The 22,640-nt window shown below is 67.9% G+C and carries 26 protein-coding genes; 7 read left to right on the top strand and 19 right to left on the bottom strand.

All coding sequences use genetic code 11. The features are described 5' to 3' along the window. Positions 1-37 precede the first annotated feature (37 nt). Positions 38-907 (bottom strand): hypothetical protein, encoded by an 870-nt coding sequence (locus ACJ7IV_RS07775; protein ID WP_483866485.1) that lies wholly within the window; start codon positions 905-907, stop codon positions 38-40. 157 nt (positions 908-1,064) lie between these two features. Here ACJ7IV_RS07775 and ACJ7IV_RS07770 point away from each other — a divergent pair, with 157 nt between their 5' ends. Then, positions 1,065-1,643: a Fe-Mn family superoxide dismutase gene (locus tag ACJ7IV_RS07770; RefSeq protein ID WP_483866484.1), complete on the top strand. Its 579-nt coding sequence runs from the start codon at positions 1,065-1,067 to the stop codon at positions 1,641-1,643. Between the two features lie 10 nt (positions 1,644-1,653). Here ACJ7IV_RS07770 and ACJ7IV_RS07765 read toward each other — a convergent pair whose 3' ends face one another. Next, positions 1,654-2,943: a nucleotide sugar dehydrogenase gene (locus ACJ7IV_RS07765; protein ID WP_483866483.1), complete on the bottom strand. Its 1,290-nt coding sequence runs from the start codon at positions 2,941-2,943 to the stop codon at positions 1,654-1,656. Positions 2,944-2,946: 3 nt separating this feature from the next. Next, complete coding sequence (gene galU, locus ACJ7IV_RS07760; protein ID WP_483866482.1) at positions 2,947-3,837, bottom strand: UTP--glucose-1-phosphate uridylyltransferase GalU; 891 nt, start codon at positions 3,835-3,837, stop codon at positions 2,947-2,949. A gap of 224 nt (positions 3,838-4,061) precedes the next feature. Between galU and ubiG the strand changes: the two genes are divergently transcribed. Together ubiG and ACJ7IV_RS07750 are read left to right on the top strand one after the other, a co-directional pair. Then, positions 4,062-4,787: a bifunctional 2-polyprenyl-6-hydroxyphenol methylase/3-demethylubiquinol 3-O-methyltransferase UbiG gene (gene ubiG / locus ACJ7IV_RS07755; protein ID WP_483866481.1), complete on the top strand. Its 726-nt coding sequence runs from the start codon at positions 4,062-4,064 to the stop codon at positions 4,785-4,787. Continuing rightward, complete coding sequence (locus ACJ7IV_RS07750) at positions 4,784-5,443, top strand: HAD-IA family hydrolase (protein WP_483866480.1); 660 nt, start codon at positions 4,784-4,786, stop codon at positions 5,441-5,443. Before ubiG ends, ACJ7IV_RS07750 begins: the two co-directional genes overlap by 4 nt. A gap of 24 nt (positions 5,444-5,467) precedes the next feature. On the opposite strand, the gene ACJ7IV_RS07745 is transcribed toward ACJ7IV_RS07750, so the two are convergent. The 14 genes from ACJ7IV_RS07745 to ACJ7IV_RS07680 form a co-directional block, all read right to left on the bottom strand. Then, positions 5,468-6,232 (bottom strand): YciK family oxidoreductase, encoded by a 765-nt coding sequence (locus ACJ7IV_RS07745; RefSeq protein WP_483866479.1) that lies wholly within the window; start codon positions 6,230-6,232, stop codon positions 5,468-5,470. Positions 6,233-6,248: 16 nt separating this feature from the next. Beyond that, on the bottom strand, positions 6,249-7,055 hold the full coding sequence (gene ybgF / locus ACJ7IV_RS07740) for a tol-pal system protein YbgF (RefSeq protein WP_483866478.1): 807 nt from the start codon (positions 7,053-7,055) through the stop codon (positions 6,249-6,251). Positions 7,056-7,084: 29 nt separating this feature from the next. Next, positions 7,085-7,627 carry a peptidoglycan-associated lipoprotein Pal gene (gene pal, locus ACJ7IV_RS07735; protein ID WP_213311530.1) on the bottom strand — a complete coding sequence of 181 codons (543 nt, stop codon included), beginning with the start codon at positions 7,625-7,627 and terminating at the stop codon, positions 7,085-7,087. Positions 7,628-7,647: 20 nt separating this feature from the next. Continuing rightward, on the bottom strand, positions 7,648-8,934 hold the full coding sequence (gene tolB / locus ACJ7IV_RS07730; RefSeq protein ID WP_483866477.1) for a Tol-Pal system beta propeller repeat protein TolB: 1,287 nt from the start codon (positions 8,932-8,934) through the stop codon (positions 7,648-7,650). After that, positions 8,934-10,001, bottom strand: a complete 1,068-nt coding sequence (tolA, locus tag ACJ7IV_RS07725; RefSeq protein WP_483866476.1) for a cell envelope integrity protein TolA — start codon at positions 9,999-10,001, stop codon at positions 8,934-8,936. The genes tolB and tolA overlap by 1 nt, the downstream gene beginning before the upstream one ends. Positions 10,002-10,008: 7 nt before the next feature. Next, positions 10,009-10,449 (bottom strand): protein TolR, encoded by a 441-nt coding sequence (tolR, locus tag ACJ7IV_RS07720; RefSeq protein WP_161432160.1) that lies wholly within the window; start codon positions 10,447-10,449, stop codon positions 10,009-10,011. A gap of 12 nt (positions 10,450-10,461) precedes the next feature. Further along, positions 10,462-11,151 carry a protein TolQ gene (gene tolQ / locus ACJ7IV_RS07715; protein WP_161432161.1) on the bottom strand — a complete coding sequence of 230 codons (690 nt, stop codon included), beginning with the start codon at positions 11,149-11,151 and terminating at the stop codon, positions 10,462-10,464. Positions 11,152-11,162: 11 nt separating this feature from the next. Beyond that, positions 11,163-11,579, bottom strand: coding sequence for a tol-pal system-associated acyl-CoA thioesterase (gene ybgC, locus ACJ7IV_RS07710; RefSeq protein WP_282040214.1), 417 nt, complete (start codon positions 11,577-11,579; stop codon positions 11,163-11,165). After that, entirely contained in the window at positions 11,576-12,613 is a 1,038-nt protein-coding gene (ruvB, locus tag ACJ7IV_RS07705) for a Holliday junction branch migration DNA helicase RuvB (RefSeq protein WP_161432163.1), read from the bottom strand. The genes ybgC and ruvB overlap by 4 nt, the downstream gene beginning before the upstream one ends. Positions 12,614-12,617: 4 nt before the next feature. Then, a complete protein-coding gene (gene ruvA, locus ACJ7IV_RS07700) occupies positions 12,618-13,229 on the bottom strand; it encodes a Holliday junction branch migration protein RuvA (RefSeq protein ID WP_483866475.1) in 612 nt (203 codons plus the stop codon). A gap of 136 nt (positions 13,230-13,365) precedes the next feature. Continuing rightward, on the bottom strand, positions 13,366-13,905 hold the full coding sequence (gene ruvC / locus ACJ7IV_RS07695) for a crossover junction endodeoxyribonuclease RuvC (protein WP_483866561.1): 540 nt from the start codon (positions 13,903-13,905) through the stop codon (positions 13,366-13,368). A 9-nt stretch (positions 13,906-13,914) separates the two neighbouring features. Then, positions 13,915-14,664: a YebC/PmpR family DNA-binding transcriptional regulator gene (locus ACJ7IV_RS07690; protein WP_483866474.1), complete on the bottom strand. Its 750-nt coding sequence runs from the start codon at positions 14,662-14,664 to the stop codon at positions 13,915-13,917. 152 nt (positions 14,665-14,816) lie between these two features. Further along, complete coding sequence (gene aspS, locus ACJ7IV_RS07685) at positions 14,817-16,598, bottom strand: aspartate--tRNA ligase (protein ID WP_483866473.1); 1,782 nt, start codon at positions 16,596-16,598, stop codon at positions 14,817-14,819. Positions 16,599-16,659: 61 nt separating this feature from the next. Next, positions 16,660-16,923, bottom strand: a complete 264-nt coding sequence (locus ACJ7IV_RS07680; RefSeq protein WP_483866472.1) for an FmdB family zinc ribbon protein — start codon at positions 16,921-16,923, stop codon at positions 16,660-16,662. 173 nt (positions 16,924-17,096) lie between these two features. Here ACJ7IV_RS07680 and ACJ7IV_RS07675 point away from each other — a divergent pair, with 173 nt between their 5' ends. From ACJ7IV_RS07675 to ACJ7IV_RS07665, 3 genes are read left to right on the top strand one after another with little or no spacing between them, the layout of a single operon-like run. Continuing rightward, entirely contained in the window at positions 17,097-18,035 is a 939-nt protein-coding gene (locus tag ACJ7IV_RS07675; protein WP_483866471.1) for a D-2-hydroxyacid dehydrogenase, read from the top strand. 2 nt (positions 18,036-18,037) lie between these two features. After that, positions 18,038-19,000 carry a ribokinase gene (locus tag ACJ7IV_RS07670; protein ID WP_483866470.1) on the top strand — a complete coding sequence of 321 codons (963 nt, stop codon included), beginning with the start codon at positions 18,038-18,040 and terminating at the stop codon, positions 18,998-19,000. A 14-nt stretch (positions 19,001-19,014) separates the two neighbouring features. Continuing rightward, positions 19,015-19,959, top strand: a complete 945-nt coding sequence (locus tag ACJ7IV_RS07665; RefSeq protein ID WP_483866469.1) for a nucleoside hydrolase — start codon at positions 19,015-19,017, stop codon at positions 19,957-19,959. Positions 19,960-19,962: 3 nt separating this feature from the next. Here the strand turns inward: ACJ7IV_RS07665 and ACJ7IV_RS07660 are convergent, their stop codons facing one another. Together ACJ7IV_RS07660 and ACJ7IV_RS07655 are read right to left on the bottom strand one after the other, a co-directional pair. Next, positions 19,963-20,235 carry an acylphosphatase gene (locus tag ACJ7IV_RS07660; RefSeq protein ID WP_483866468.1) on the bottom strand — a complete coding sequence of 91 codons (273 nt, stop codon included), beginning with the start codon at positions 20,233-20,235 and terminating at the stop codon, positions 19,963-19,965. Positions 20,236-20,345: 110 nt separating this feature from the next. Next, a complete protein-coding gene (locus ACJ7IV_RS07655; RefSeq protein ID WP_483866467.1) occupies positions 20,346-21,350 on the bottom strand; it encodes a YihY/virulence factor BrkB family protein in 1,005 nt (334 codons plus the stop codon). A gap of 150 nt (positions 21,351-21,500) precedes the next feature. Between ACJ7IV_RS07655 and ACJ7IV_RS07650 the strand changes: the two genes are divergently transcribed. Beyond that, positions 21,501-22,595 (top strand): bifunctional nicotinamide-nucleotide adenylyltransferase/Nudix hydroxylase, encoded by a 1,095-nt coding sequence (locus ACJ7IV_RS07650; RefSeq protein ID WP_483866466.1) that lies wholly within the window; start codon positions 21,501-21,503, stop codon positions 22,593-22,595. Positions 22,596-22,640 lie beyond the last annotated feature (45 nt).

Below are 22,640 nucleotides of genomic sequence, written 5' to 3'. Positions count from 1 at the left end.
GCCGTCTGCGACTCGTGGGGATGCCCTGGCGCAAGCCTCAAGGCCTGAGTGCCTCGAGCCGGGCACTGAGCGCAAGCTGGCTGCGCCGCAGTTCGCCCGCCTCGGCCTCGAGCGCACTTAGGCGCTGGCGCAGGGCATCTCTTTGTTGGCCCTCATCTTCCCGCGCCTCGTCGACGCCTTCAAGCGTCTCGGCAAGTGAAGCGACGCGCGCCTGAAGTTCCTCGAGGCGTGAGCGCTGCTCTGCCTGGAGCTCGTCAAGGCGCGCCTCCTGCGACTGCTGCTCCTCACGCAGCGCCTCGAGGTCGGCAGTGTCGATGAGCTGGTCCCGCAACTCGGCGAGGCGGCGGGCATCGTCAGCGTGGGCCTCGCTTAGCAGGTCGAGGCGTTCAACGAGGGCGCCGCGCCCCTCCTCGCCGGCGCGCTCCAGGGCATCGAGGGAGTCCTGGAAGGCGGTTAGCATCGCTTCGCGGGTCGCGGCGGCCTCGCCCATGCGGATCAGCCGCGCCTCCTGCCGATCGATCAGCTCCTCGAGGCGTTCGAGCCCCGCGGCGAGATCCTCCTCGACCACCGTGAAACGGCGCTGCTGGGTCTCGTCCTGACGCTCCAGGGTGTCGAGACGCGCCTCGAGGCGCGCGAGGCCATCGCCTTCGCCGATGGCGGCATCGAAGCGCGCATGAACATTGGAGAGTTCTCCGCTCAGCCGGGCAGTCTCGGCCTCCAGACGCTGGCGCTCCTGCCAGCCGAACCAGCCCATGGCCCCCACGGCACCGACGAGCATCAGGACCAGCAGCCACAGCGGCCAGACCCGTGGCGGCTCGGGATAACGGGGGCGGTGTGCCGTCAGGCTGGCCTCCGGATCCGGGACGATCGGTCCAGCGTAGCGGCGCGGTTCCGGACGCTCTGCCATGCTCTGCTCCTTGTCTGATATCATCCCGCGATGCCCGGAGGCACGGCCCATGGTACGCCAGACAGTGTAAAGGGTTTACGCTCTCCGGCGCACGGGGCGGCGCCAACGCAGCCCCTCACCCTGCCCCTCACCCTGCCTTCGTCGCCAAGGAAGACCGATGTCATTCGAACTGCCTGCGCTGCCCTACGATACCAAGGCCCTGGAGCCTCATCTCTCCCGCGCGGTGGTGCAGCAGCGCCACGGGGAGATCCAGCGGGCCTGCGTGGCTCGCCTCAACCGGCTGGTCGCCGGCACGCCCTGGGCGGAGTGTTCCCTGGAGGCCATCGCCCTCGGGGCCGAGGGTGAACTCGCCCGAGAGGCGGCGTATGCCTGGGCCCTCACCTTCCACTGGCACTCCCTCTCGCCCCGCGGCGGCGCTCCCGGCGAGGCCCTGGCGGAAGCCATCCAGGCACGCTGGGGAGGCCTCGATGGCCTCCGCGATGCATTTGCGATTGCCGCCAGGGAAGGCCCCGCCGGCGGCTGGGTATGGTTGGTGCGGGAGGATGATGGCCTGGCCGTGGTGGCCAGCGATGCGGGCAGCCTGCCCCTCAGCCGCGGGCTGACGCCCCTGCTGGCTCATCGTCTGATGGACGAGGCCGATGCGGATGGCTCAGCGGAGCTGGCAGCCTTCTGGGCGCTGGCCAACTGGCGCTTGGCGACCACCGGCTTCTCGGGGCCGGCCGCACCGGCAAGGTGATATCGCCGGATCAGGGGTTGGCGCGGCGGCCGATTCCCCGGTAGTGGAGCCCCTGGGCGGCAACCCACGCCGGATCGTAGATGTTGCGCCCATCCAGCACCAGGCGCTCGCTCAGCAGCGTGGCCAGTTGTCGCCAGTCGGGATTCCAGTAGGCCTTCCACTCGGTGACCAGCATCAGGGCATCGGCGCCCTGGCACGCCTCCAGCGGGTCGCCATCGAAGAGCTCCAGCAGCGGGTGGTTGCCCACCTCCTCACGCAGCGCCGGCAGCGCCGCGGGGTCGTGGAGGCGAACCCGCACCCCCTGGGCCCATAGTGCGCGCAGCAGGGTCAGCACCGGGGCGTGGTCGATGCGAGCGGTTCCGGGCTTGAAGGCGGCTCCCCAGATCGCCACGCAGCGCCCTTCCAGACGGCCATGGAGGTGCGCCCACAGCTTGCGGAACAGCGTCTCCTTCTTGTGCTCGTTGATGTCGAGCACCTGCTCGAGCAGCGCCGAGCGACGCCCGCTCGAGGACTGTACGTCGGCCAGGCGCATCAGGTCTCGGGAGAAGTTGGGACCGCCGAAGCCACAGCCGGGGTAGAGATACTCGTAGCCGATACGGGGATCCGACCCCATCCCCTGGCGCACGAACTCGACGTCGACGCCCAGGCTGTCGGCGAGCCCCGCCACCTCGTTCATGTAGCTGATGCGGGTCGCCAGCATGCCGTTGATGGCCAGCTTGGTTAGCTCGGCGGCGCGGCGCGGCATGCGCTGGATCACCTCTCGGCGCCGATTGAAGGCGCGCAGGAGCTCGCGGACCTGTGCCTCCGCCGACTCATCGTCGCAGCCCAGCAGCCAGCGACCCGGCCGAGTGAAGGTTTCCCAGGCACGCCCCTCCTCGATCATGTCCGACAGGGCCACGGCGTGGCTGCCCTGCCCCAGCCTGCCCTCCAGCCGCTCGGTTTCGCCGACCGGGAAGGTGGAGTGATTGACCAGCAGCCGCGACTGGGCCCCGTTGCTGCCCAGCGCCACGAACAGCTCGTCGAGATCGCCACGCTGCTCCGGCGAGAGTGATAGCCAGACCACCTCCTGGGGGTGCTGCAGGGCCTCCTCGGCGCTCGCTACCAGGCGCAGGCTGGCGTCGGCCAGTCCGGCCTCCAGCTGGTCGAGCAGACGCGGCTCGCGGATCAGCCAGTCGGCCCGCCGCAGGGTGGACCAGGGCTGATCACCGTGAGGCAGCCAGGTGACCTCGTGACCCACCCAGCAGAGGGCGGCGGCGGCGGTGGCGGCGGAGAGTTCGCTGCCGTGAACCAGCACATGCATGGGTCAGGCCTCCCCGGCGTAGCGGGTGAGCAGCTCGCGGAATCCCTCGCCGTAGCGGGCATGGCGACGGCCGTAGGCGAGAATCGCCTCGAGATAGCCGAGCTGGTGGCCGCAGTCGAAGGTCTTGCCGCGCATGCGATAGGCATCGACACCCTCACGGGCGCGCAGGGCCTCGATGGCATCGGTGAGCTGGATCTCGCCGCCGGCACCGGGCGGGGTCTCGGCGAGCAGCGCGAAGATGCTGCCGGGCAGCGCATAGCGGCCGATCACCGCCAGGTCAGAGGGAGCCTCCTCTACCGGCGGCTTCTCCACCACGCCGGCCAGCGGGCGTGATTCGCCCGGGGCGGGAACCTCCCCGCCGGTGTCGACGATGCCGTACTTGCTGGTCATCTCGTGGGGGACCTCCTCGACCATCAGCTGGGCGTGGCCGCTGCGCTGGAAGGTCTCCAGCATGCCGGCCAGGTCGTTGCGCTCGAGGCCCTCGTCATCCACCAGCACATCGGGGAGCAGCACCGCAAAGGGGGCGTCGTCGCCGACCACCGGGCGGGCGCAGAGCACGGCGTGACCGAGGCCCAGCGGTTCGGGCTGGCGCACGCTGATGATGTTGACGTCATCGGGGACGATAGAGCGCAGCTCCTCAAGCAGCTCGTGCTTGCCCTTGGCCTCGAGGCTCGCCTCGAGCTCGAAATGCTTGTCGAAGTGGTTCTCGATGGCTGCCTTGCTGCCGTGGGTCACCAGCACGATATCGCGGATGCCGGCGGCAACCGCCTCCTGGACCACGTACTGGATCACCGGACGGTCAACGATGGTGATCATCTCCTTGGGAATCGCCTTGGAGGCCGGGAGGCAGCGGGTGCCGAAACCGGCGACGGGAAGCACGGCCTTGCGAATCATGGTGAAGTCCTTGTCGATCTCTCAGCATCAGTGAGTGTCACCGCGGCTTGCGGCGTTCCTTCCCGGGTGAGAGACGTGGGAATGCCTCCCCGGGAACGGGTATCATGGGCATGATACCGGACGCGACCAGGCCTGCCACTGTGTCGACACGACGACAGCGACTGTAGCGTCACGCCAACAACCTGGCCGAGGCCTGTACCATGAACCAGCAACGGAGAGCGCAGATGGGCGCAACATCAACCTCAGCGGACAACGTAGATCCGGGCGAGATCGCCAAGTTCGAGGCCCTGGCAGGACGCTGGTGGGACGCCACGGGGGAGTTCAAGCCGCTGCACGATATCAATCCGCTGCGCCTGGACTTCATCGACGCACGTGCCGGCCTGGCCGGGCGGCGGGTGCTTGATGTGGGCTGTGGCGGCGGCATCCTCGCCGAGGGCATGGCCCATCGCGGTGCCGAGGTCACCGGCATCGACCTGGGCGAGGCCCCGCTGGGCGTGGCCCGCCTGCATGCTGAGGAGAGCGGGCTTGCCATCGAGTACCGCCGGGTCAGCGTCGAGGCCCTGGCCGAGGAGGCGCCGGAAAGCTTCGATGTGGTCACCTGCCTGGAGATGCTGGAGCACGTGCCGGATCCTGGCTCGGTGGTGCGTGCCTGCGCAACCCTGGTCAAGCCCGGTGGCCAGGTGTTCTTCTCGACCCTCAACCGTAACCCCAGGGCGCTGGCCCTGGCGGTGGTGGGGGCCGAGTACCTGCTGCGCATGCTGCCCCGTGGCACCCACGACTATGCCAAGTTCATCCGCCCCGCCGAACTGGCCGGATGGTGCCGTCAGGCAGGCCTGGAAGTGCGTGAGCAGAGCGGACTGGTCTATAACCCGCTGAGCCGCCGCTACCGGCTGCACCCGACCGATGTCTCGGTCAACTACCTGATGCACTGCCGGCGCGAGGAAGCATGATCGCCATGTCCCGCCCCGCCGCCCTGCTCTTCGATCTCGACGGGACCCTGGTGGATACCGCACCTGACCTGGCCCGGGCCACCAATGCCCTGCGCGAGCACCATGGCCTCGCCGCCCTGCCCTATCCGCTGATCCGCGCCCAGGTCTCCAACGGCGGCAGCGCCCTGGTGGAACTCGCCCTGGGCCTGCCACGTGAGGCAGCAGGGCACGACGAGGCGCGCACCTTCCTGCTCGCTGCCTACGGTGAGGCAGTGGCCGCGGAAAGTCGCGTCTTTCCCGACCTGGTGCCGTTGCTTATGGGCTGGGAAGCGGCCGAGCGTCCCTGGGGCATCGTCACCAACAAGCCACGCGCCTATGCCGCGCCGCTGGTGGAGGCCCTGGCGCTCTCTCCCGGAGCGCTGCTCTGCGCCGACGACCTGCCGGTCAAGAAGCCCGATCCGGCACCGCTGCTGGAGGCGGCGCGCCGCCTGGGTGCCGATCCGGCGCGCTGCTGGTATATCGGCGACCACCTGCGCGACATGCAGGCGGCCAGGGCGGCCGGCATGGCCGCCGTAGCGGTAGGCTGGGGCTATATCGAGGAGCAGGACGACTACCGCCGCTGGCCCGCCGACCTCTGGTTCGAGACCGGCGAGGCGCTGGCGGCGGCGCTGGATTGAGAAGGCACGCCAGCGGCAGCGGTGTCAGGCCTTCGGCGGTTGGGCGTCGAACTTCTCGCCGTTGTGGCCGCGACTCTCGGGGCCCATTAGCCACAGGTAGGTGGGCATGATCTCCTCGGCGGTGCGCAGGGCATTGGGATCCTCGCCCGGATAGGCGGTGCGGCGCATCTGGGTGCGGGTGGGGCCGGGGTTGAGGCTGTTGACCCGGATGTTTCCCAGGTGCTCCAGCTCATCGGCAAGCACTTCCACGAAGCCCTCGGTGGCAAACTTCGAGACCGCGTAGGCACCCCAGTAGGCGCGTCCCTTCCTGCCCACGCCGGATGAGGTGAAGATCACCGAGGCATCCCGGGAGCTTTTGAGGAGTGGCAGCAGTGCCTGGGTCATCCAGATTGGGCCATTGATGTTGACCTGCATGACCTGCTCCCAGAGCTCGGGATTGTACTGCTCGAAGGGCATGATGCGACCGAGCTGCCCGGCATTATGCAGGATGCCATCCAGGCGGCCGAATTCCCGGTCCAGGGTCTCGGCCATGTCGTGGTAGTCCTTGAGGGTGGCACCCTCGAAGTTCAGCGGAAAGATCGCCGGCTGCGGGCCGCCCGCGGCCTCGATCTCGTCGTATACCGCCTCCAGCTTGGCGATGGTGCGCCCCAGCAGGATCACCGTGGCGCCGTGTCGGGCATAGGCGAGTGCTGCGGCCCGGCCGATGCCATCGCCGGCACCGGTGACCAGGATCACGCGGTCGCGCAGCAGCTCGCTCGGCGCCTGGTAGTCGATCTTGCAGGTGGTCATTGGTTCTCCTCGGTGATCAGTTGCCGGCGTCGCGCAGGAAGTCGCCGGCCAGCCCCGCCGCGGTACTCTCGGGATATGCCTCGCGGACCTGCTCGAGCAGTTCCCGGCTCTCGTCCGGCTGGCCCTGGCGCGCCTTGAGCAGGCCCAGCTTGTAGAGGGCGTCGGGTACCTTGTTGCTCTCGGGGTAGTCGTCGAGCACCGTGCGGAAGGCCGCCTCGGCGGGTTCCAGGCGCCCCTCGGCGGAATGCAGTTCGCCCAGCCAGTAGTGGGCGTTGGGGGTCAGGCGGCTGTCCGGATAGTCGCCCACGAAACCCTCGAAGGCGGCAATGGCCGCATCGAACTCGCGTGCCTGGACGCTGGCGAAGGCCTGCTGATAGGCCGCCTGGGCATCGGGATCGTCGCTACGCGGGGCCGGAGAGTCGGACTGGTCGGCCACCTGGTTTGCGGCCTGCTCGTCGACTCTCTGGCTAGCCTCGTCGGTCGCATCACCACTGGTCGGGCCGGCGCCCACCGACAGCGAGGAAAGGCGATCCTCGAGGTCCATGTATTGCTGACGGGTCTGCCCGCGCAGCTGTTCGAGCTGATGGCGCAACTCCTCGACCTGCCCACGCAGGCGGCGTAGCTCTTCCTGGTGCTCCTGTACCTGGTTGAAGATCACCAGACTGCCACCCGCCGCTTCACGGGTTTCCGTCTGCTGATAGAAGGTGTTGGGCTGTGCGGTCAGGTCCTCGACCACCGGCTGCTGGGCCAGTGCGGGAAGCCCTACGGAGAGCGGGAGCACCATGGCTCCCGCACCGCACAGTCCTTTCAGACCGTGTTTCATCTGTGTCTCCCTCGACGCGGGCGCTCGCCTCAGTAGGCGAACACGACCCGGCGGTTCTGGGCGAAGGCCTCTTCATTCTGGCCGCGGGCCGCCGGACGCTCCTCGCCGTAGCTGACCACCTCGACCTGGGAGGGGGACACACCCTGCACGGAGAGGAACTGCTCCACCGAACGGGCACGCCGCTCGCCCAGCGCCATGTTGTACTCGCGGGTTCCACGCTCATCGGTGTGACCCTGGAGAACCACGCGCGCATTGCCGTTTTCGCGCAGGTAGCGGGCGTTGGCGGCCAGCACCGGCTCGAACTCGCTGCGGATGCGGTCGCTGTCGAACTCGAAGTAGATGGTGCGCTGCTGGGGGATACGGCCGTCCGCCTGCTGGCCGGAAGCCCCTGCGGTGCCACCGTAGCCGGAGCCGCTGGTCCGACCATCGCTCACGCCACTGCTGCTGGCACCGCTGCCATCGCGGGTTCCGTCCATGGAGCCGTCCTGGGTACCGCCGGTGCTGGAGCAGCCGGCCACCAGGGCCAGCGACAGGGCGACCGCCAGGGAACGGGCATAGGGCTTGAATTGCATCGTTTCATACTCCTGAAGCATCAGTTCATGAAAGGTGACCACGCGGGTTCGCGCACATCACCCTGAGCGGAGGGCAGCCGGAAGGACGCGCGTCCATCGGCAGTGACTGCCCCCAGCACCCCGCTGTTACCCTGCTGGGTGGCGAAGATTACCATGGTCCCGTTGGGCGCAACACTGGGCGACTCGTCCCAGCGTGACTCGCTCAGCGTCACCAGGCGGCCGCTGTCCAGATCCTGGCGGGCGACCTGGTAGCCCTCGCTGGAACGATGGATCAGGAACAGCGCCTCGCCGTCCGGCGAGAAGCGGCCACGGGCATTGTAGTTGCCGGTGAAGGTCAGGCGCTTCTGCTCGCCGCTGGCCAGGTCGTGGCGATAGAGCTGCGGGCCGCCGCTGCGGTCGGAGGTGAACAGCAGGCTGCGACCGTCCGGCGCCCAGGAGGGTTCGGTATCGATGGCCGAGTCGTTGGTGAGGCGTTGCAGGTCGCGGGACCCGATATCCATCACATAGATCTCCGGCTGGCCATCCTTGGAGAGCGACATGGCCAGGCGGCGACCGTCCGGTGACCAGGCCGGGGCCCCGTTGATACCCTGGAAGGAGCTGATGCGTGCCCGCTGTCCGGAACCCAACTCCTGGACGTAGATGGCGGGACGCTCGGTCTCGAAGGAGACATAGGCCAGCTTGCGCCCATCCGGTGACCAGGCCGGCGACAGGATCGGCTCCCGCGAGCTCAGCACCTGCTGGCTGTTGTGGCCATCGGCATCGGCCACGTAGAGGGCGAACTGCATGTCGTCGCCAACGCCCTGGGAGGTGACGTAGGCGATGCGCGTTGAGAAGGCACCGCGAATGTCAGTGATCGCCTCGAACACCTGGTCGCTGATGTAGTGCGCGGCGCCGCGCAGCTCGCCCGAGTCGGCAGTGACCACCTCGCCGAGCATGCGTTTCTCGCCACTGACATCCATCAGCTCGAAGCGCAGCCGGTAGCCGTCGCCCTCGCGCTCGGCGCTGCCCACCACCAGGTAGCGCACGTCCAGGGCCTTCCAGTCGCCGTAGCGTACTTCATCGGCGCTGGCGGGCTGGTCCATCATCTGGCGGCGCGGCAGCGGTTCGAAGTAACCGCTGCGCTCGAGGTCGTCGTGAATCACCTGGGCCACGTCCTCGGGCAGCTCCTCGCCACCTGCAAAGGGCACCACGGCAATGGGCGTGGCACTCTCGTTGCCACGGGTGATCTCGATGGTCAGGTCGGCCTGGGCGAGTTGACTCACCAGCAGCAGCGCGGCGGCCAGCCAGGCAGTCATCAGGGATTTCATCAGCGTACATCTCCCGGTCTGAAGCGCAGATTGAATTGACGGTAGTCCCGTTGCACACCGGCTGGCAACTGTCGCAGTTCGGCGAACGGTGCCGCGGCCTCAACGGCCTGGACGGCGGAACGGTCGAAGGCACTGTCACCGCTGGAGCGTGAGATCTCGGCGACAAACAGCTCTCCGGAGGGGCCTAGCCGTACCGATATCTCGGCCGTCGCCCCGGAGGAGACATTGGGGGGAATCCGCCAGGACTGTTCTACGGCCTGGCGCACCAGAGCGATAAAGTCGTTGGCCGCCTGTTGACCCTGTTGCGCATTGGCGACACGCTCATCCGCCCCCTCGATCAACCGCTGCATCTCTGCCTCGGCCTCCTCACGGGCACGACGGGCTTCCTCCTCCGCCTCGCGCTTACGCGCGGCCTCCTCCTCGCGACGGCGCTGCTCCTCGGCTTCCTGTTCGCGGCGGGCCTGTTCCTCCGCCTCGCGCTGGCGTGCGGCCTCCTCCTCGCGACGGCGCTGCTCCTCGGCTTCCTGTTCGCGGCGGGCCTGCTCCTCCGCCTCGCGTTGGCGTGCGGCCTCCTCCTCGCGACGGCGCTGTTCCTCGGCCTCACGGCGCTGCGCCTCGGCTTCGCGCTCGCGCCGGGCCTCTTCCTCGGCCTGACGCTGCTCCTCGAGACGCCGGGTCTCGGCCTCGGCCTCCTCGCTACGCCTGGCAGCCTCGGCCTCGGCGGCCTGACGTGCCTCCTCGAGCGCCTGTTCCTCCACCTCTTGCTGCGCCTCGCGCTGCGCCTCCTGAGCGGCGGCCTGCTCTTCCGCCTGGCGGGCCTGTTCCTCGGCTTCGCGCTGCTCTTCGGCCTGCCTGGCCAGGGCACGCTGACGCGCCGCCTCGGCCCGCTGGGCCTGGTCGGTAACGGTCTCGGTGCTGACCAGGGTCGCCTGAACGATGGAGGATGGCTGGGGCTCGCGGTCGCTGGCCGGCAGGCTGATCACGCTGATCAGCAGCACCAGGACGTGCAGCCCCACCGCCAGCAGCGTCGGCAGCCCATAGCCTACCCGGGCATGTCGTCTGGCCATGGTGCGCTTACTCCCCCCCGCTCGGCGGTTCGGAGATCAGCCCCACGTTGGCGACGCCGGCGGTCTGCAGCGTGCCCATCAGGGTCACGACCTGGCCATAGGAGACGTTGCGATCGCCGCGTACCATCACCGGCGTGCCGGGCTTGCGCTCGAGCAGGATGATCACGCGATCGGCGACCTCCTCCAGGGGCATCTCGGTCTCGTCGCCGCCGATGGAGAGGTAGTACTGACCGTCGCGATCCACCGACACGATGATCGGGTCGCTGTCCTCGGGGGGATCGATGGGCTCCGAGGTCACCTGGGGAAGATCGACGTTGACCCCCTGGGTCAGCATGGGTGCTGTGATCATGAAGATCACCAGCAGCACCAGCATGACGTCGATGAAGGGGACCACGTTGATCTCGCCCATGGGCTTGCGGGCTCCCCCGCGATGAAAGGGTCCATGCATGACGTGACTCCCTCAGGCACCGCCGGCGTCTGACCGGCCCTGCAGGTTGCGGTGCAGGATGGAGTGGAACTCCTCGGCGAAGTCCTCGTACTTGCCCAGCAGGCGGCCGGACTCCGCGGACAGGCGGTTGTAGAAGATCACCGCCGGAATGGCGGCAAACAGCCCCATGGCGGTGGCGATCAGGGCCTCGGCGATCCAGGGCGCCACGGTGGAGAGGGTCGCCTGCTGGGCCATGGAAAGGGACTGGAAGGAGCCCATGATGCCCCACACCGTACCGAACAGCCCGATATAGGGGCTGGCCGAGGCCACGGTAGCCAGGAAGACCAGGTGCAGGTTGAGACGCTCCTCCTCCCTGGACCAGGCCACCCGCATGCTGCGCTGCACCCCTTCGAGGATCGCCTGGGGGCTGCGGGTCTTGGACATCAGCCGGTTGAATTCGCGAAAGCCGGCGCGAAAGATGTGCTCGGCACCCTGGGTCTCCTGCTCCGGGGGCACCTCGCGGTAGAGCTCATTGAGATCGACACCGGACCAGAAGCGGTCCTCGAAGCCACGGTGGGCCTTGCGGGCGCGGCGCATCATGAAGGTGCGTTGGAAGATCACGATCCAGGAGAGGATCGACCCCACCGTGAGCAGCAGCATGACCAGCTGCACCACGGTGCTGGCGTTCATGATCAGGTGGGGTATGGACATGGCGTCGTTCACGGGCATCCTCGTCAGGCTTGCGGTTGAGCAGAAGTGTGAGCCAGCAGCTCGGCGAGCGCCGGCGGCCAGGGTATGGGCCTGAGGCGCGTGGCATCGATACAGGCGATGTCGACCCTCGCCTCGCACAGGGGTTCCCCGCGACGGGTCACCACCTGGCCGAACTGCAGCCGGGCACGACCCGCGGTCAGGACCTCCGCGCTCACTTCGAGCGCGTCATCCAGCCTGGCGGGCTTGGCATAGCGGCACTCCAGCCGGTGCACCACCAGCTGGACCCCGCTCTCGAACAGCGCGTGCTGGGTGATGCCCCGTGCGCGTAGCCATTCGCTGCGTGCCCGCTCCATGTACTTGAGATAGTTGACGTAGTAGACGATGCCGCCGGCATCGGTATCCTCGATATAGACGCGAACCGGGAAGCGAAACTCGCTCATGGACGCGTCTCCCCCGCGGCATCCTCGGCGCCGGCCGCGGGAGCCAGGCCGAAGTGCTGCCAGGCCTGGCGAGTCACCACCCGACCGCGGGCGGTGCGCATCATCAGCCCCTGCTGTATCAGGTAGGGCTCGATCACGTCCTCGATGGTGTCGCGCTCCTCGCCGATGGCGGCGGCCAGGGAGTCGACGCCCACCGGCCCGCCGTCGAACTTCTCGATCATCGCCAGCAGCAGGCGGCGATCCATATGGTCGAGGCCGTGCTGGTCGACATGAAGCATGTCCAGGGCCCGGTCGGCGATCGCGGCGTCGACATGGCCGTTGCCGCGCACCTCGGCGTAGTCGCGCACCCGGCGCAGCAGCCGGTTGGCGATGCGCGGCGTGCCCCGGGAGCGTTTCGCCACCTCCAGCGCCCCTTCGGGATCGGCCACGACCCCCATCAGTCGCGCCGAGCGTGAGACGATCTCGGTGAGCTCCTCGATGGCATAGAATTCCAGGCGCTGGACGATACCGAAGCGGTCACGCAGCGGCGACGTAAGCAGGCCCGCTCGGGTGGTGGCGCCCACCAGGGTGAAGGGCGGCAGGTCCAGCTTGATCGAGCGTGCCGCCGGCCCCTCGCCGATCACGATATCGAGCTGGAAGTCCTCCATGGCGGGATAGAGGATCTCCTCCACCACCGCCGAGAGGCGATGGATCTCGTCGATGAACAGCACATCACCAGGTTCGAGGTTGGTGAGCATGGCGGCCAGGTCACCGGCGCGCTCCAGCACCGGCCCCGAGGTCGACTTGAGCCCGACGCCCATCTCCTCGGCGATGATGTTGGCCAGGGTCGTCTTGCCGAGCCCCGGCGGACCGAACACCAGGGTGTGGTCGAGGCTCTCGCCGCGTCCACGAGCGGCGCCGATGAAGATCTCGAGCTGCTCGCGTACCCGGGGCTGGCCGATGTAGTCGGCGAGTCGCTTGGGGCGAATGGCGCGATCGACGGGCTCCTCTCCCTCGCGGACATCGGCGGCGATCAGGCGGTCGCTCTCCAGCATCGTGCTACCCCGCCATCCGGCGGCTCAATGCCGCCTTGATCATGGCCTCGGTACTGCCCTCGCCCTCGAGGCCACTGAGCATCCTGGCCGCCTCGGTCGGCTTGTAGCCAAGGCTGACCAGTGCCGCCTCGGCATCGGCCAGCGGGTCCTGTCCCGGCGAGCCGGGCCGACTGCCGCCCTCGAGTCCCGACAGGGAGGGCTCCGGGGACTCCCAGTGGGGGAAGCGGTCACGCATCTCGATGATCAGCCGTTCGGCAGTCTTCTTGCCGACGCCGGGCAGCCGCGTCAGCGACTTGACGTCATCATCCAGCACGCAGCGCCGGAACGCCGCCTCGTCCATGCCGGAGAGGATCGCCAGGGCCAGCTTGGGCCCCACGCCGTTAACCTTGATCAGCGCACGAAACAGGGTGCGTTCCTGGTCGCGCAGGAAGCCATACAGCAGGTGGGCATCGTCGCGCACGCTGAGATGGGTGTAGAGCGATACCGCCTCGCCGACGGCGGGCAGGGCCACCAGCGTGGTCATGGAGGCCTCCAGCTCGTAGCCGACGCCGGCCACATCCACCACCAGCCAGGGGGGCTGTTTGTCGAGAAGCGTGCCTCGCAGGCGTCCGATCATGGGAAGTCCGTATCCTTGCGTCAGGGTGGGCGGCAGGTGCCGCCGTTGGGGCCACTATACTGGTCGGCCGCGGGGCTGGCCAGCCCGGTAGAACGGCGTTCGAGAACGCCGAAAGCGTCGCCTGGAAGCGACAGCGTCAGGGCCGAAAATCGCGCCAGGAGCCGCCCTTGCGCCGGCTGCGATGGCCACCGAAGCTGCCGCTGGTGACCAGCCCGCGGCGAGCATGGGCATGGGTCAGGGCAATGGCCAGGGCATCGGCGGCATCGGCCTGGGGAGTCGCCGAGAGCCCCAGGATCGCGGTCACCATGTGCTGCACCTGGAGCTTGTCGGCACGCCCCGAGCCGGTGACCGCCTGCTTGATCTGGCGCGGACCGTACTCGCTCACCGGCAGGCCGTGGTTGGCCGCACAGACGATGGCGGTGCCGCGCGCCTGGCCTAGCTTGAGGGCCGAGTCGGCATTCTTCGACATCACCACCTGTTCGATGGCGAGCTCCGCCGGGCGATGCACGGCGATCAGCTCGCTCACCCCCGCATAGACCTGGGCCAGCTTCTGGGCCAGGTCGTCGGCGCGAATGCGGATGCAGCCGCTGGCCACGTAGCGCGGCGTGGCCGTAGTCACGTCCAGCACGCCATAGCCGGTGATCCGCGAGCCGGGGTCGATGCCCAGGATCAGCATGTCGGCCATTCACTCGATAGCGTCGAGAACGGCATCGTCGAACTCCGCGTTGGTGGTGACATTCTGGACGTCATCCAGGTCCTCGAGCATGTCGATCAGGCGGATCACCTTGCGGGCAAGCTCCTCGTCTTCGATCGGTGTGGTGGTCTCGGGGAACAGGCCCAGCTCACTGCGCTCGGGCTCGATGTTCGCCCCGATCAGCGCCTCCTTCACCTCATGGTAGGCGTCGGGGGCAGTGACCACTTCCAGGGTGTCGTCATCGAGGGTCACGATATCCTCGGGCTCGGCCTCCAGGGTCGCCTCGATCACCGCCTCCTCCGAGATTCCCGCAGGCAGCGCCAGGCGGCCCTGCTTGTGGAACATGAAGGCCACCGAGCCGCTGGTGCCGAGGTTGCCGCCGCACTTGCTGAAGGCATGTCGCACTTCCGAGACGGTCCGGTTGCGGTTGTCGGTGAGGCACTCGACCATCACCGCCACCCCTTCCGGGCCGTAGCCCTCGTAGATGCACTCCTCCATGGCGTCGTCATCGGCATTGCCGGCGCCGCGGTCGATAGCGCGCTGCACGGTGTCCTTGGGCATATTGTTGGAGAGCGCCTTGTCCACGGCGGTGCGCAATCGCGGGTTGTCTGCCGGATCGGGACCACCCTGGCGCGCGGCCACGGTCAGCTCACGGATCAGCTTGTTGAAGATCTTGCCGCGCTTGGCGTCCTGGGCCGCCTTGCGGTGCTTGATATTGGACCACTTGCTATGGCCGGCCATGCTACCTCCGTTTATCCGTAAGCGCTGGCAGGTGTGGCTTCCACCATGGCGAGGGGCGCCGGGGAACGCCTCAACACCAGCGCTTCAGTGCAAACAGGATATGACACCGGCGCCCTGGGGCGCCGGTGAGATGCATCGGGTCGGGGGCGTCATTACTCGCCGGTGGACTCGGCCCTGGCCTTCTGCCGCAGGCGGATATTCAGCTCCCTGAGCTGATCGCCGCTGACCTCGCCCGGCGCGTCGGTCATCAGGCAGGCCGCACTCTGGGTCTTCGGGAAGGCGATCACCTCGCGGATGGTACGCCCGCCGGTCATCAGCATCACCAGGCGGTCGAGGCCGAAGGCCAGGCCGCCGTGGGGCGGTGCGCCGTACTGCAGGGCGTCGAGCAGGAAGCCGAACTTCTCGCGGGCCTCCTCCTCGCCGATGCCGAGGATCTCGAACACGCGGCGCTGCATCGCCTGGTCATGGATACGAATGGAGCCGCCCCCCAACTCGGTGCCGTTGAGCACCATGTCGTAGGCACGCGAGAGCGCCTCGGCAGGGTTCTCCTTGAGCTCCTCGGGGCTGCACGCCGGCGAGGTGAAGGGGTGGTGCAGCGGGCTCAGGCGACCATCGTCGTCGGCCTCGAACATCGGGAAGTCCACCACCCACAGCGGCGCCCACTCCCGAGTGTAGAGGTCGAGGTCCTCGCCCAGCTTGACGCGCAGCGCACCGATCGCCTCGTTGACGATGCGCGCCTTGTCGGCGCCGAAGAAGATGATGTCGCCATCCTCGGCACCCACCCGCTCGAGGAGCTCCTCGACCACGTTCTCCATGAACTTGACGATGGGCGACTGCAGCCCCTCCAGTCCCTTGGCGCGCTCGTTGACCTTGATCCAGGCCAGGCCCTTGGCACCGTAGATGCCGACGAACTTGGTGTACTCGTCGATCTCCTTGCGCGAGAGCCTGGCGCCACCCGGTACACGCAGGGCAGCCACGCGGCCGTCGTCGGCGCTGGCCGGCCCGGAGAAGACCTTGAAGTCGACCTGCTTCATCAGGTCATCGACGTCGGTGAGTTCCAACGGGATGCGCAGGTCGGGTTTGTCGGAACCGTAGCGGTTCATCGCCTCGTGCCAGCTCATGCGCGGGAACTCGGGCAGCTCGACGCTCAGCACTTCCTGGAACAGCTGGCGGATCATCGCCTCGGTGATGCCCATGATGTCCTCTTCTTCCACGAAGGAGGCCTCGAGGTCGATCTGGGTGAACTCCGGCTGACGGTCGGCGCGCAGGTCCTCGTCGCGGAAGCATTTGGCGATCTGGTAGTAGCGGTCGAAGCCGGCCACCATCAGCAGCTGCTTGAACAGCTGTGGCGACTGGGGCAGCGCGAAGAAACTGCCCGCATGGGTACGGCTGGGCACTAGGTAGTCGCGGGCACCCTCGGGGGTGGCACGGGTCAGGATCGGCGTCTCGATATCGAGGAAGCCCTGGCCCTCGAGGAAGGCGCGCACGCTGTGGGAGATGCGCGAGCGCAGGCGCAGCTTCTCGATCATCTCCGGGCGACGCAGGTCGATATAGCGGTGCTTGAGACGCACCTCCTCGCCCACCTTGCCATGCTCGTCGAGCTGGAACGGCGGGGTGGCGGCGGTGTTGAGCACCTCCACGTCCTTGGCCAACACCTCGATCATCCCGGTGGGCATGTTGGGGTTCTGGGTACCCTCGGGGCGCAGCCGGACGCGGCCCTGGATGCGCAGCACATACTCGCTGCGGGCACGGTCGGCGTTGGCGAAGGCCTCGGCGGTATCGGGGTCGACCACGACCTGGGCGATGCCATCACGATCGCGCATGTCGAGGAAGATCACGCCCCCGTGGTCACGGCGGCGGTGAACCCAGCCGCACAGGGTGACCGTCTGGTCCACCAGGGTCTCGTTGAGCTGGCCGCAATAATGGCTGCGCATGTCGTGTCCTGTTCTGTTGCGTGGTGTAAGTCGAATAACGTGAATCGACGAGGGGCGGCCCTCAGGCCGCCGCTCCATCCTTCTTGCTGGTCTTGGTGTCAGGCTTGGCGCCACCGCCGTCACCGGCGAGGTTCTTCTTGCTGCCGGACTTGAAATCGGTCTCGTACCAGCCACCGCCAGCCAGCCGGAACCCGGCGGCGGAGACCAGGCGCGACAGCGCCGAGGCCGCGCAGGCGGGGCAGTCGGTCAGCGGCTCTGCGCTGAGTTTCTGAAGCTTTTCCAGACGGTGGCCGCAGGCCTTGCACTCGTATTCGTAGATGGGCATGGTTTGATCACTCCCAATCGTCATCACCCAGTATCAGGACGCGGTCGGGCCAGGCCCGACTCAGGCGAATATGCGGCCGGCCCCAGCAACTTCCAAGCCTGCCAAAGCCCGCTATTATAGCGCGCCTGACACCAGTGCGGGCAAGGCGCACCTCACACAGCAAGGATCCCTCGATGAAAGCCGTGATTCTCGATGCCGCAAGCCTCGGCCCCGATGTCGACCTGGCGCCTCTGCGTGACCAGGTCGATGACCTGGTCATCCACGCCAGAAGCACCACCCATGAGGCCCGGGAGCGCCTCACCGCCGCCGAGATCGCGATCGTCAACAAGGTGGTGCTGGACGCCGCGACCCTCGACGCCCTGCCCTCCCTGAAACTGATCTGCGTGCTGGCCACGGGAACCAACAACATCGACATGGCCGCGGCGAAGCGCCTGGGCATCGCGGTGAAGAATGTGACGGGCTACGGCACCGCCAGCGTGGCCCAGCATACCCTGATGCTGCTGCTGGCCCTGGCCAATCGCCTGCCACTCTACCGGCGCGACGTGGCGGCAGGTCGCTGGGGCGAGAGCCCCTTCTTCTGCCTGATGGATCATCGCACCCTGCAGCTCGAGGCCAAACACCTGGCGATCGTCGGCCAGGGGGAGCTGGGGAGCCGTGTGGCACAGCTGGCCGAGGCCTTCGGCATGCGCGTGACCTTCACCGCCCGTCCCGGCAACGAGGCCCATGACGACCGCCCGGGGCTGGCCGAGCTGGCCCCGGAGGTGGATGCGATCAGCCTGCACTGCCCGCTCAACGAGGACACACACCACCTGGTGGGTGCCGACCTGCTGGCCCGGCTCCGCCCCGGCGCCCTGCTGGTCAACTGCGCCCGGGGGGGCATCATCGACGAATCGGCGGCCCTCACCGCCCTGCGCGATGGCCGCCTGGGCGGACTCGGCGTGGACGTACTGCCCGAGGAGCCGCCCCGGGACGGCCATCCGCTGATCGATGCGCTGAACGAACCGCTCAACCTGATCGTCACGCCCCACAACGCCTGGATCACCCCCGAGGCGCGCCAGAACGTGGTGGCGCTGACGGCCGACAACCTCCGCGAATGGTCACGGGGGCGGTGACGATGCAGCGAGTCGAGAGCCAGCACTTCTACTGCCATAACTATGGTTCCATCAACCTCGACCACTTCTATCGGGTCCCCCACCTGGTGGCACCGGGGGAGACACTGGCTAGCCACGATTACCGCGTGGGGCTGGGCGGCAAGGGCGCCAACCAGTCGTTGGCCATGGCTCGGGCCGGTGGCCGTCTCAGCCACTGGGGGCGAGTCGGGCGCCAGGACGCCTGGGCCCGTGACACCCTGGCTCGGGCCGGCGTCGATGTCGGCCAGGTCAGGCTGGTCGATGAGCCCAGCGGGCACGCCATCATCCAGGTGGACGATGCCGGCGAGAACGCCATCATCCTGTTCCCCGGCGCCAACCACGGAAGCTCGCGAGAGCAGTTGGCCGAGCTCGTCGATGCTGCCACCCCGGGTGACTGGCTGCTGCTGCAGAACGAGCGTAGCGGTCTGGAGGAACTGATCCCCCTGGCCATCGAGCGGGGCCTGAAGGTGGCCTTCAACCCGGCGCCGATGGATGACAGCGTGGTGCAATTGCCGCTGTCGCTGTGTTCCGTGCTGTTCGTCAACCGCACCGAGGCCGCCCGACTGGCTGGCCTCGCCGTGCAGAGCAGCGCCGAGGCTCTGCTCGATGCCCTGGCCTCACGGCTGCCCGAGACTGAGGTGGTGCTGACCCTGGGCGGCGAAGGCGCCTGGTACCAGCACCAAGATGAACGCCGCCACCAGCCGGCGCTACCGGTCATGGCGGTGGATACCACCGCCGCCGGCGATACCTTCATCGGCTACTACCTGGCCGCCCTGCAGGCGGGCATGCCGATCGCCGATTGCCTACGCCGCGCCGCCACTGCCGCAGCCCTCGGCGTGCAGCGCCCCGGCGCCGCTGAGAGCATTCCCGCTCTCGACGAGGTGGAGCGGGCCCTTAGGCAAGGCCCCGGGTCACCGGGTGCCCCCGTCAACCCTGAAGCCCCCTGACCGCGGAGCGCGTCATGACACATTCCATCATCTTCGACACCGACCCTGGCGTGGATGACGCCCAGGCCATCGCCATCGCCCTGCGCCATCCCGAAATCGAGCTGCTGGGCATGACCACCACCTACGGCAATGTCGATGTGGAGGTGGCTACCCGCAATGCCCTGCTGCTCGCCCAGCTGGCCAGGCGCGACGATGTCCCGGTCGCCCAGGGTGCCGCCGCGCCCATGATCAAGCCCCGTCACGCGCCCCCCGCCCATATCCATGGCGCCAACGGCCTGGGCGATATCGCCCTGCCCGAGGTCGAGGGGCGGGCCGATCCCCGCAGTGCGGGGCAGTTTATCGTCGATACAGTGAACGCCCGTCCCGGCGAGGTGACGCTGGTGGCGGTGGGTCCGGTGGGCAACCTGGCCGCGGCGCTGCAGCTCGACCCCGCGATCATCGACAAGGTGAAGCAGGTGGTGATCATGGGCGGGTCGGTCCGCGAGGGCGGCAATGTCACCCCCGTGGCCGAGGCCAACATGTTCAACGACCCGGATGCCGCGGCGAGGGTGCTGACCGCCGGCTGGCCGTTGACCCTGGTGGGGCTCGATGTCACCCACCGCTGCGTGCTGACCCCGGCACACATGGCGCGTATCGAGGCGGGCCAGGGTGAGCTCGGCCAGGTGCTGGCCGGCAGTTACGCCTTCTACCGTGACTTCTATCACGAGTTCCTGGGCATCGATGGCTGCTGCCCCCACGACAGCTGCGCCCTGGCTTGGCTGCTGCGACCCGAGCTGTTCACCACGGCCCGCGGTCACCTCACCGTGGCCACCGAGGGCGATGCCGAGGGGCAGACGATCTTCGCCCCCGAGGGGCGTGGATTCATCGAGGCGCGCTGGTCGCGCACCCCGCTGGTGCAGGTCTGCCTGGGTGTCGACGGCGAGGCGGTCAGCGACTGGATCGCCGACGTGCTCGCCTGAGGCTCAGCCGGTACGGAAGTCGTCCGGGGCGTGGGTCTCGAGGACCTCGAGTTCCACGTGGGTGACCCGGGCGTTGTCCGGGCCCTTCCAAAGCCACTCGGCGACTTCCCTCACGGCCTCGCGGCGGCCGCACAGCAGCACCTCCACGCGGCCGTCCGGCAGGTTGGTGGCATGGCCGGTGAGGCCGTGCCTGAGCGCCTGCTCCTGGGTGGCGCGGCGGTACCAGACGCCCTGGACCTTGCCGGTCACCAGGGCCTTCACGCAGGTCGTCTCCATGGCGAACTCCTTGTCTCGATGGTCGACTTCCTTTCTACCAGCCACCGCCCCCACTCGGCCACCCTCGGGCACCCTCGGGCACGATGGTCCTGGGCAGGCCGACGCTGCCCTCAGGCGTCGTCGCGACGGGGTGCCTGCGCTTCCGGCTGCTCGACGGCGGTGCTTACCGGCGAATGGCGGATATCCCCAAGCAGCTCACGCCTGACCACCACGGCGGTATTGCGCGGCACCAGCGGCTTGCCTCGCTCGCTAAGGTGACAACGCGTGAACGCGGCGCCGAACAGCAGGATCAGCGAACTGTAGTAGACCCAGAGGAGGATCATCACCACCGACCCTGCCGCGCCGTAGGTAGAGGCGGTAGCGGTATGTGACAGGTAGACGGCGATCACCGAACGGCCTACCGCGAACAGCAACGCTGTCACCAGGGCCCCCACCACCACGTCACGCCAGCTCAGTACCACGTCGGGCAGGACCTTGAAGATGGTCGCGAAGAGCGCGGCGATGACCGCCAGGGAGACCAGGAACTCGGCGGTGGTGGTCAGCAGGCCCACATAGGGCACCATCTCGTCGGCGGCCTGCAGGGCGGCGCGAAGCATCACGCCGAGCACCAGCGAGACCAGCAGGATGAAGCCGATGGAGAGCACCACGGTCAGCGACAGCAGGCGGTTCTTGATGAACACTAGCGCGCTGTTGGCACTGGGTCGCGCGGTCACTCCCCAGATGGTGTTGAGGGAGAACTGCATCTGGGCGAATACGGTGGTAGCACCCACGAGCAGTGCCCCGAAGCCCAGCAGGGAGGGCAGCAGCCCCGACTCCTCGATGCGTGACTGGGCCACGGCGGCCTCGATGGCGGCGGCGGCATCCTGCCCCATGGTGCCCTGCAGCTGGGCGACGATCTGTCCATGGGCGGCCTCCTCCCCCAGCACCAGACCGATCACGGTGACCGCAATGATTACCGTGGGTGCCAAGGAGAATAGCGTGTAGAAGGCCAGCGAGCCGGCGTAGCTGAAGGCGTTGCGCTCCAGCCATAGGCGGATGGCACCATGCATCACCTGCCACCAGAACATCACCTCGGCCTTGAGCCGGGCGGGCGATAGCTTCCTTGGATCGAACATCAAACTCCCCGCTTCCCTGTGCCTGTCGAAGATCGTTTTGCCACAGCATACCGGAAGCCCACCTCGAGCGTCTTGCCGGAGCCCGGGGCGCATTGCAAGCCTCTGTGTGCACAAACATAATGGAGTGGACACTTCACAGCAGGCCCCTCCATGAGCCCTTGCACGGACACCACTTCCGATAGCCCCGATTTCGACTGCCTGGTCTTCATCGGTCGCTTCCAGCCGCCGCACCTGGGCCACCTGGCGGTGATCCATCAGGCCCTGAAACGCGCCCGGCAGGTGATCGTGATGGTGGGTTCGGCCTGGCAGGCGCGCTCCCTGCGCAACCCCTGGCGCTTCGACGAGCGTCGCGCCATGCTGCGCAGCGCCTTCGATGCCGAAGAGAATGAACGCCTCGCCGTGGTACCGCTGCTCGATGCCCTCTACAACAACGATGTCTGGGTGCGTGACGTGCAGCGCAAGGTGCGTGATATCGCCAGTCCTCTAGGTGCAAGACTTCCGCGCATCGGCCTGATCGGGGCCAGCCGTGGTCAGTCCAGCTACTACCTGTCGCTGTTTCCCCAGTGGGAGTCGGTGAGCGTGCCGCTGGTGGAGGGCATCTCCGCCAGCCAGATACGTGAACGGCTGTTCCGCTCCACTTCCTCCGCCGGCGACTACCTGAGCACCGGCGCGTCCCACGACCTGCCTCCCGGGGTTGTCGATACCCTGCGTGGCTTCTGCACCGGGGAGGGTTACCGCCAGCTGATCGAGGAGCAAGTGCTGCTCGACCAGTACCGCAGCGCCTGGGCCCAGGCGCCCTACCCGCCCATCTTCGTCACGGTCAATGCGGTGGTGGTGCAGTCCGGCCATGTCCTGCTGGTGCGGCGCACCGCGGCGCCCGGCAAGGGGCTCTACGCCCTGCCAGGGGGCTTCATCAATCCCCATGAACGCCTGCTGGACGCCTGCCTCCGGGAGCTGCGCGAGCGGGTGCGGCTGAAGGTGCCCGAACCGGTCCTCAAGGGCTCGCTGCGCGGGCAGCGCCTGTTTGATGAGCCCCATCGCAGCTGGCGGGGGCGCACCCTGGCCGAGGCCTTCTACTTCGCGCTGCGCCCGGAGCAGCAGCTGCCGCGCCTGAAGCCGGTGCAGGGCGGCGATCACGCACGCTGGGTGGCGCTGGCCGACCTCGACCCGGAGAGCCTTTTCGAGGACCACTTCTTCATCATCCAGGACTTCCTGGGGCTACCCGCTGACTTCGGGGGGGCCTAACTCTCGCCTGCCTGAGAATAGCGACGATCCGCCTGGGGCCGGGCT

This window comes from Halomonas sp. C10-5 (genome assembly GCF_057169305.1).
Note: the sequence above shows the minus strand (reverse complement) of the source record. Positions and strands in the feature narration are given on the sequence as shown.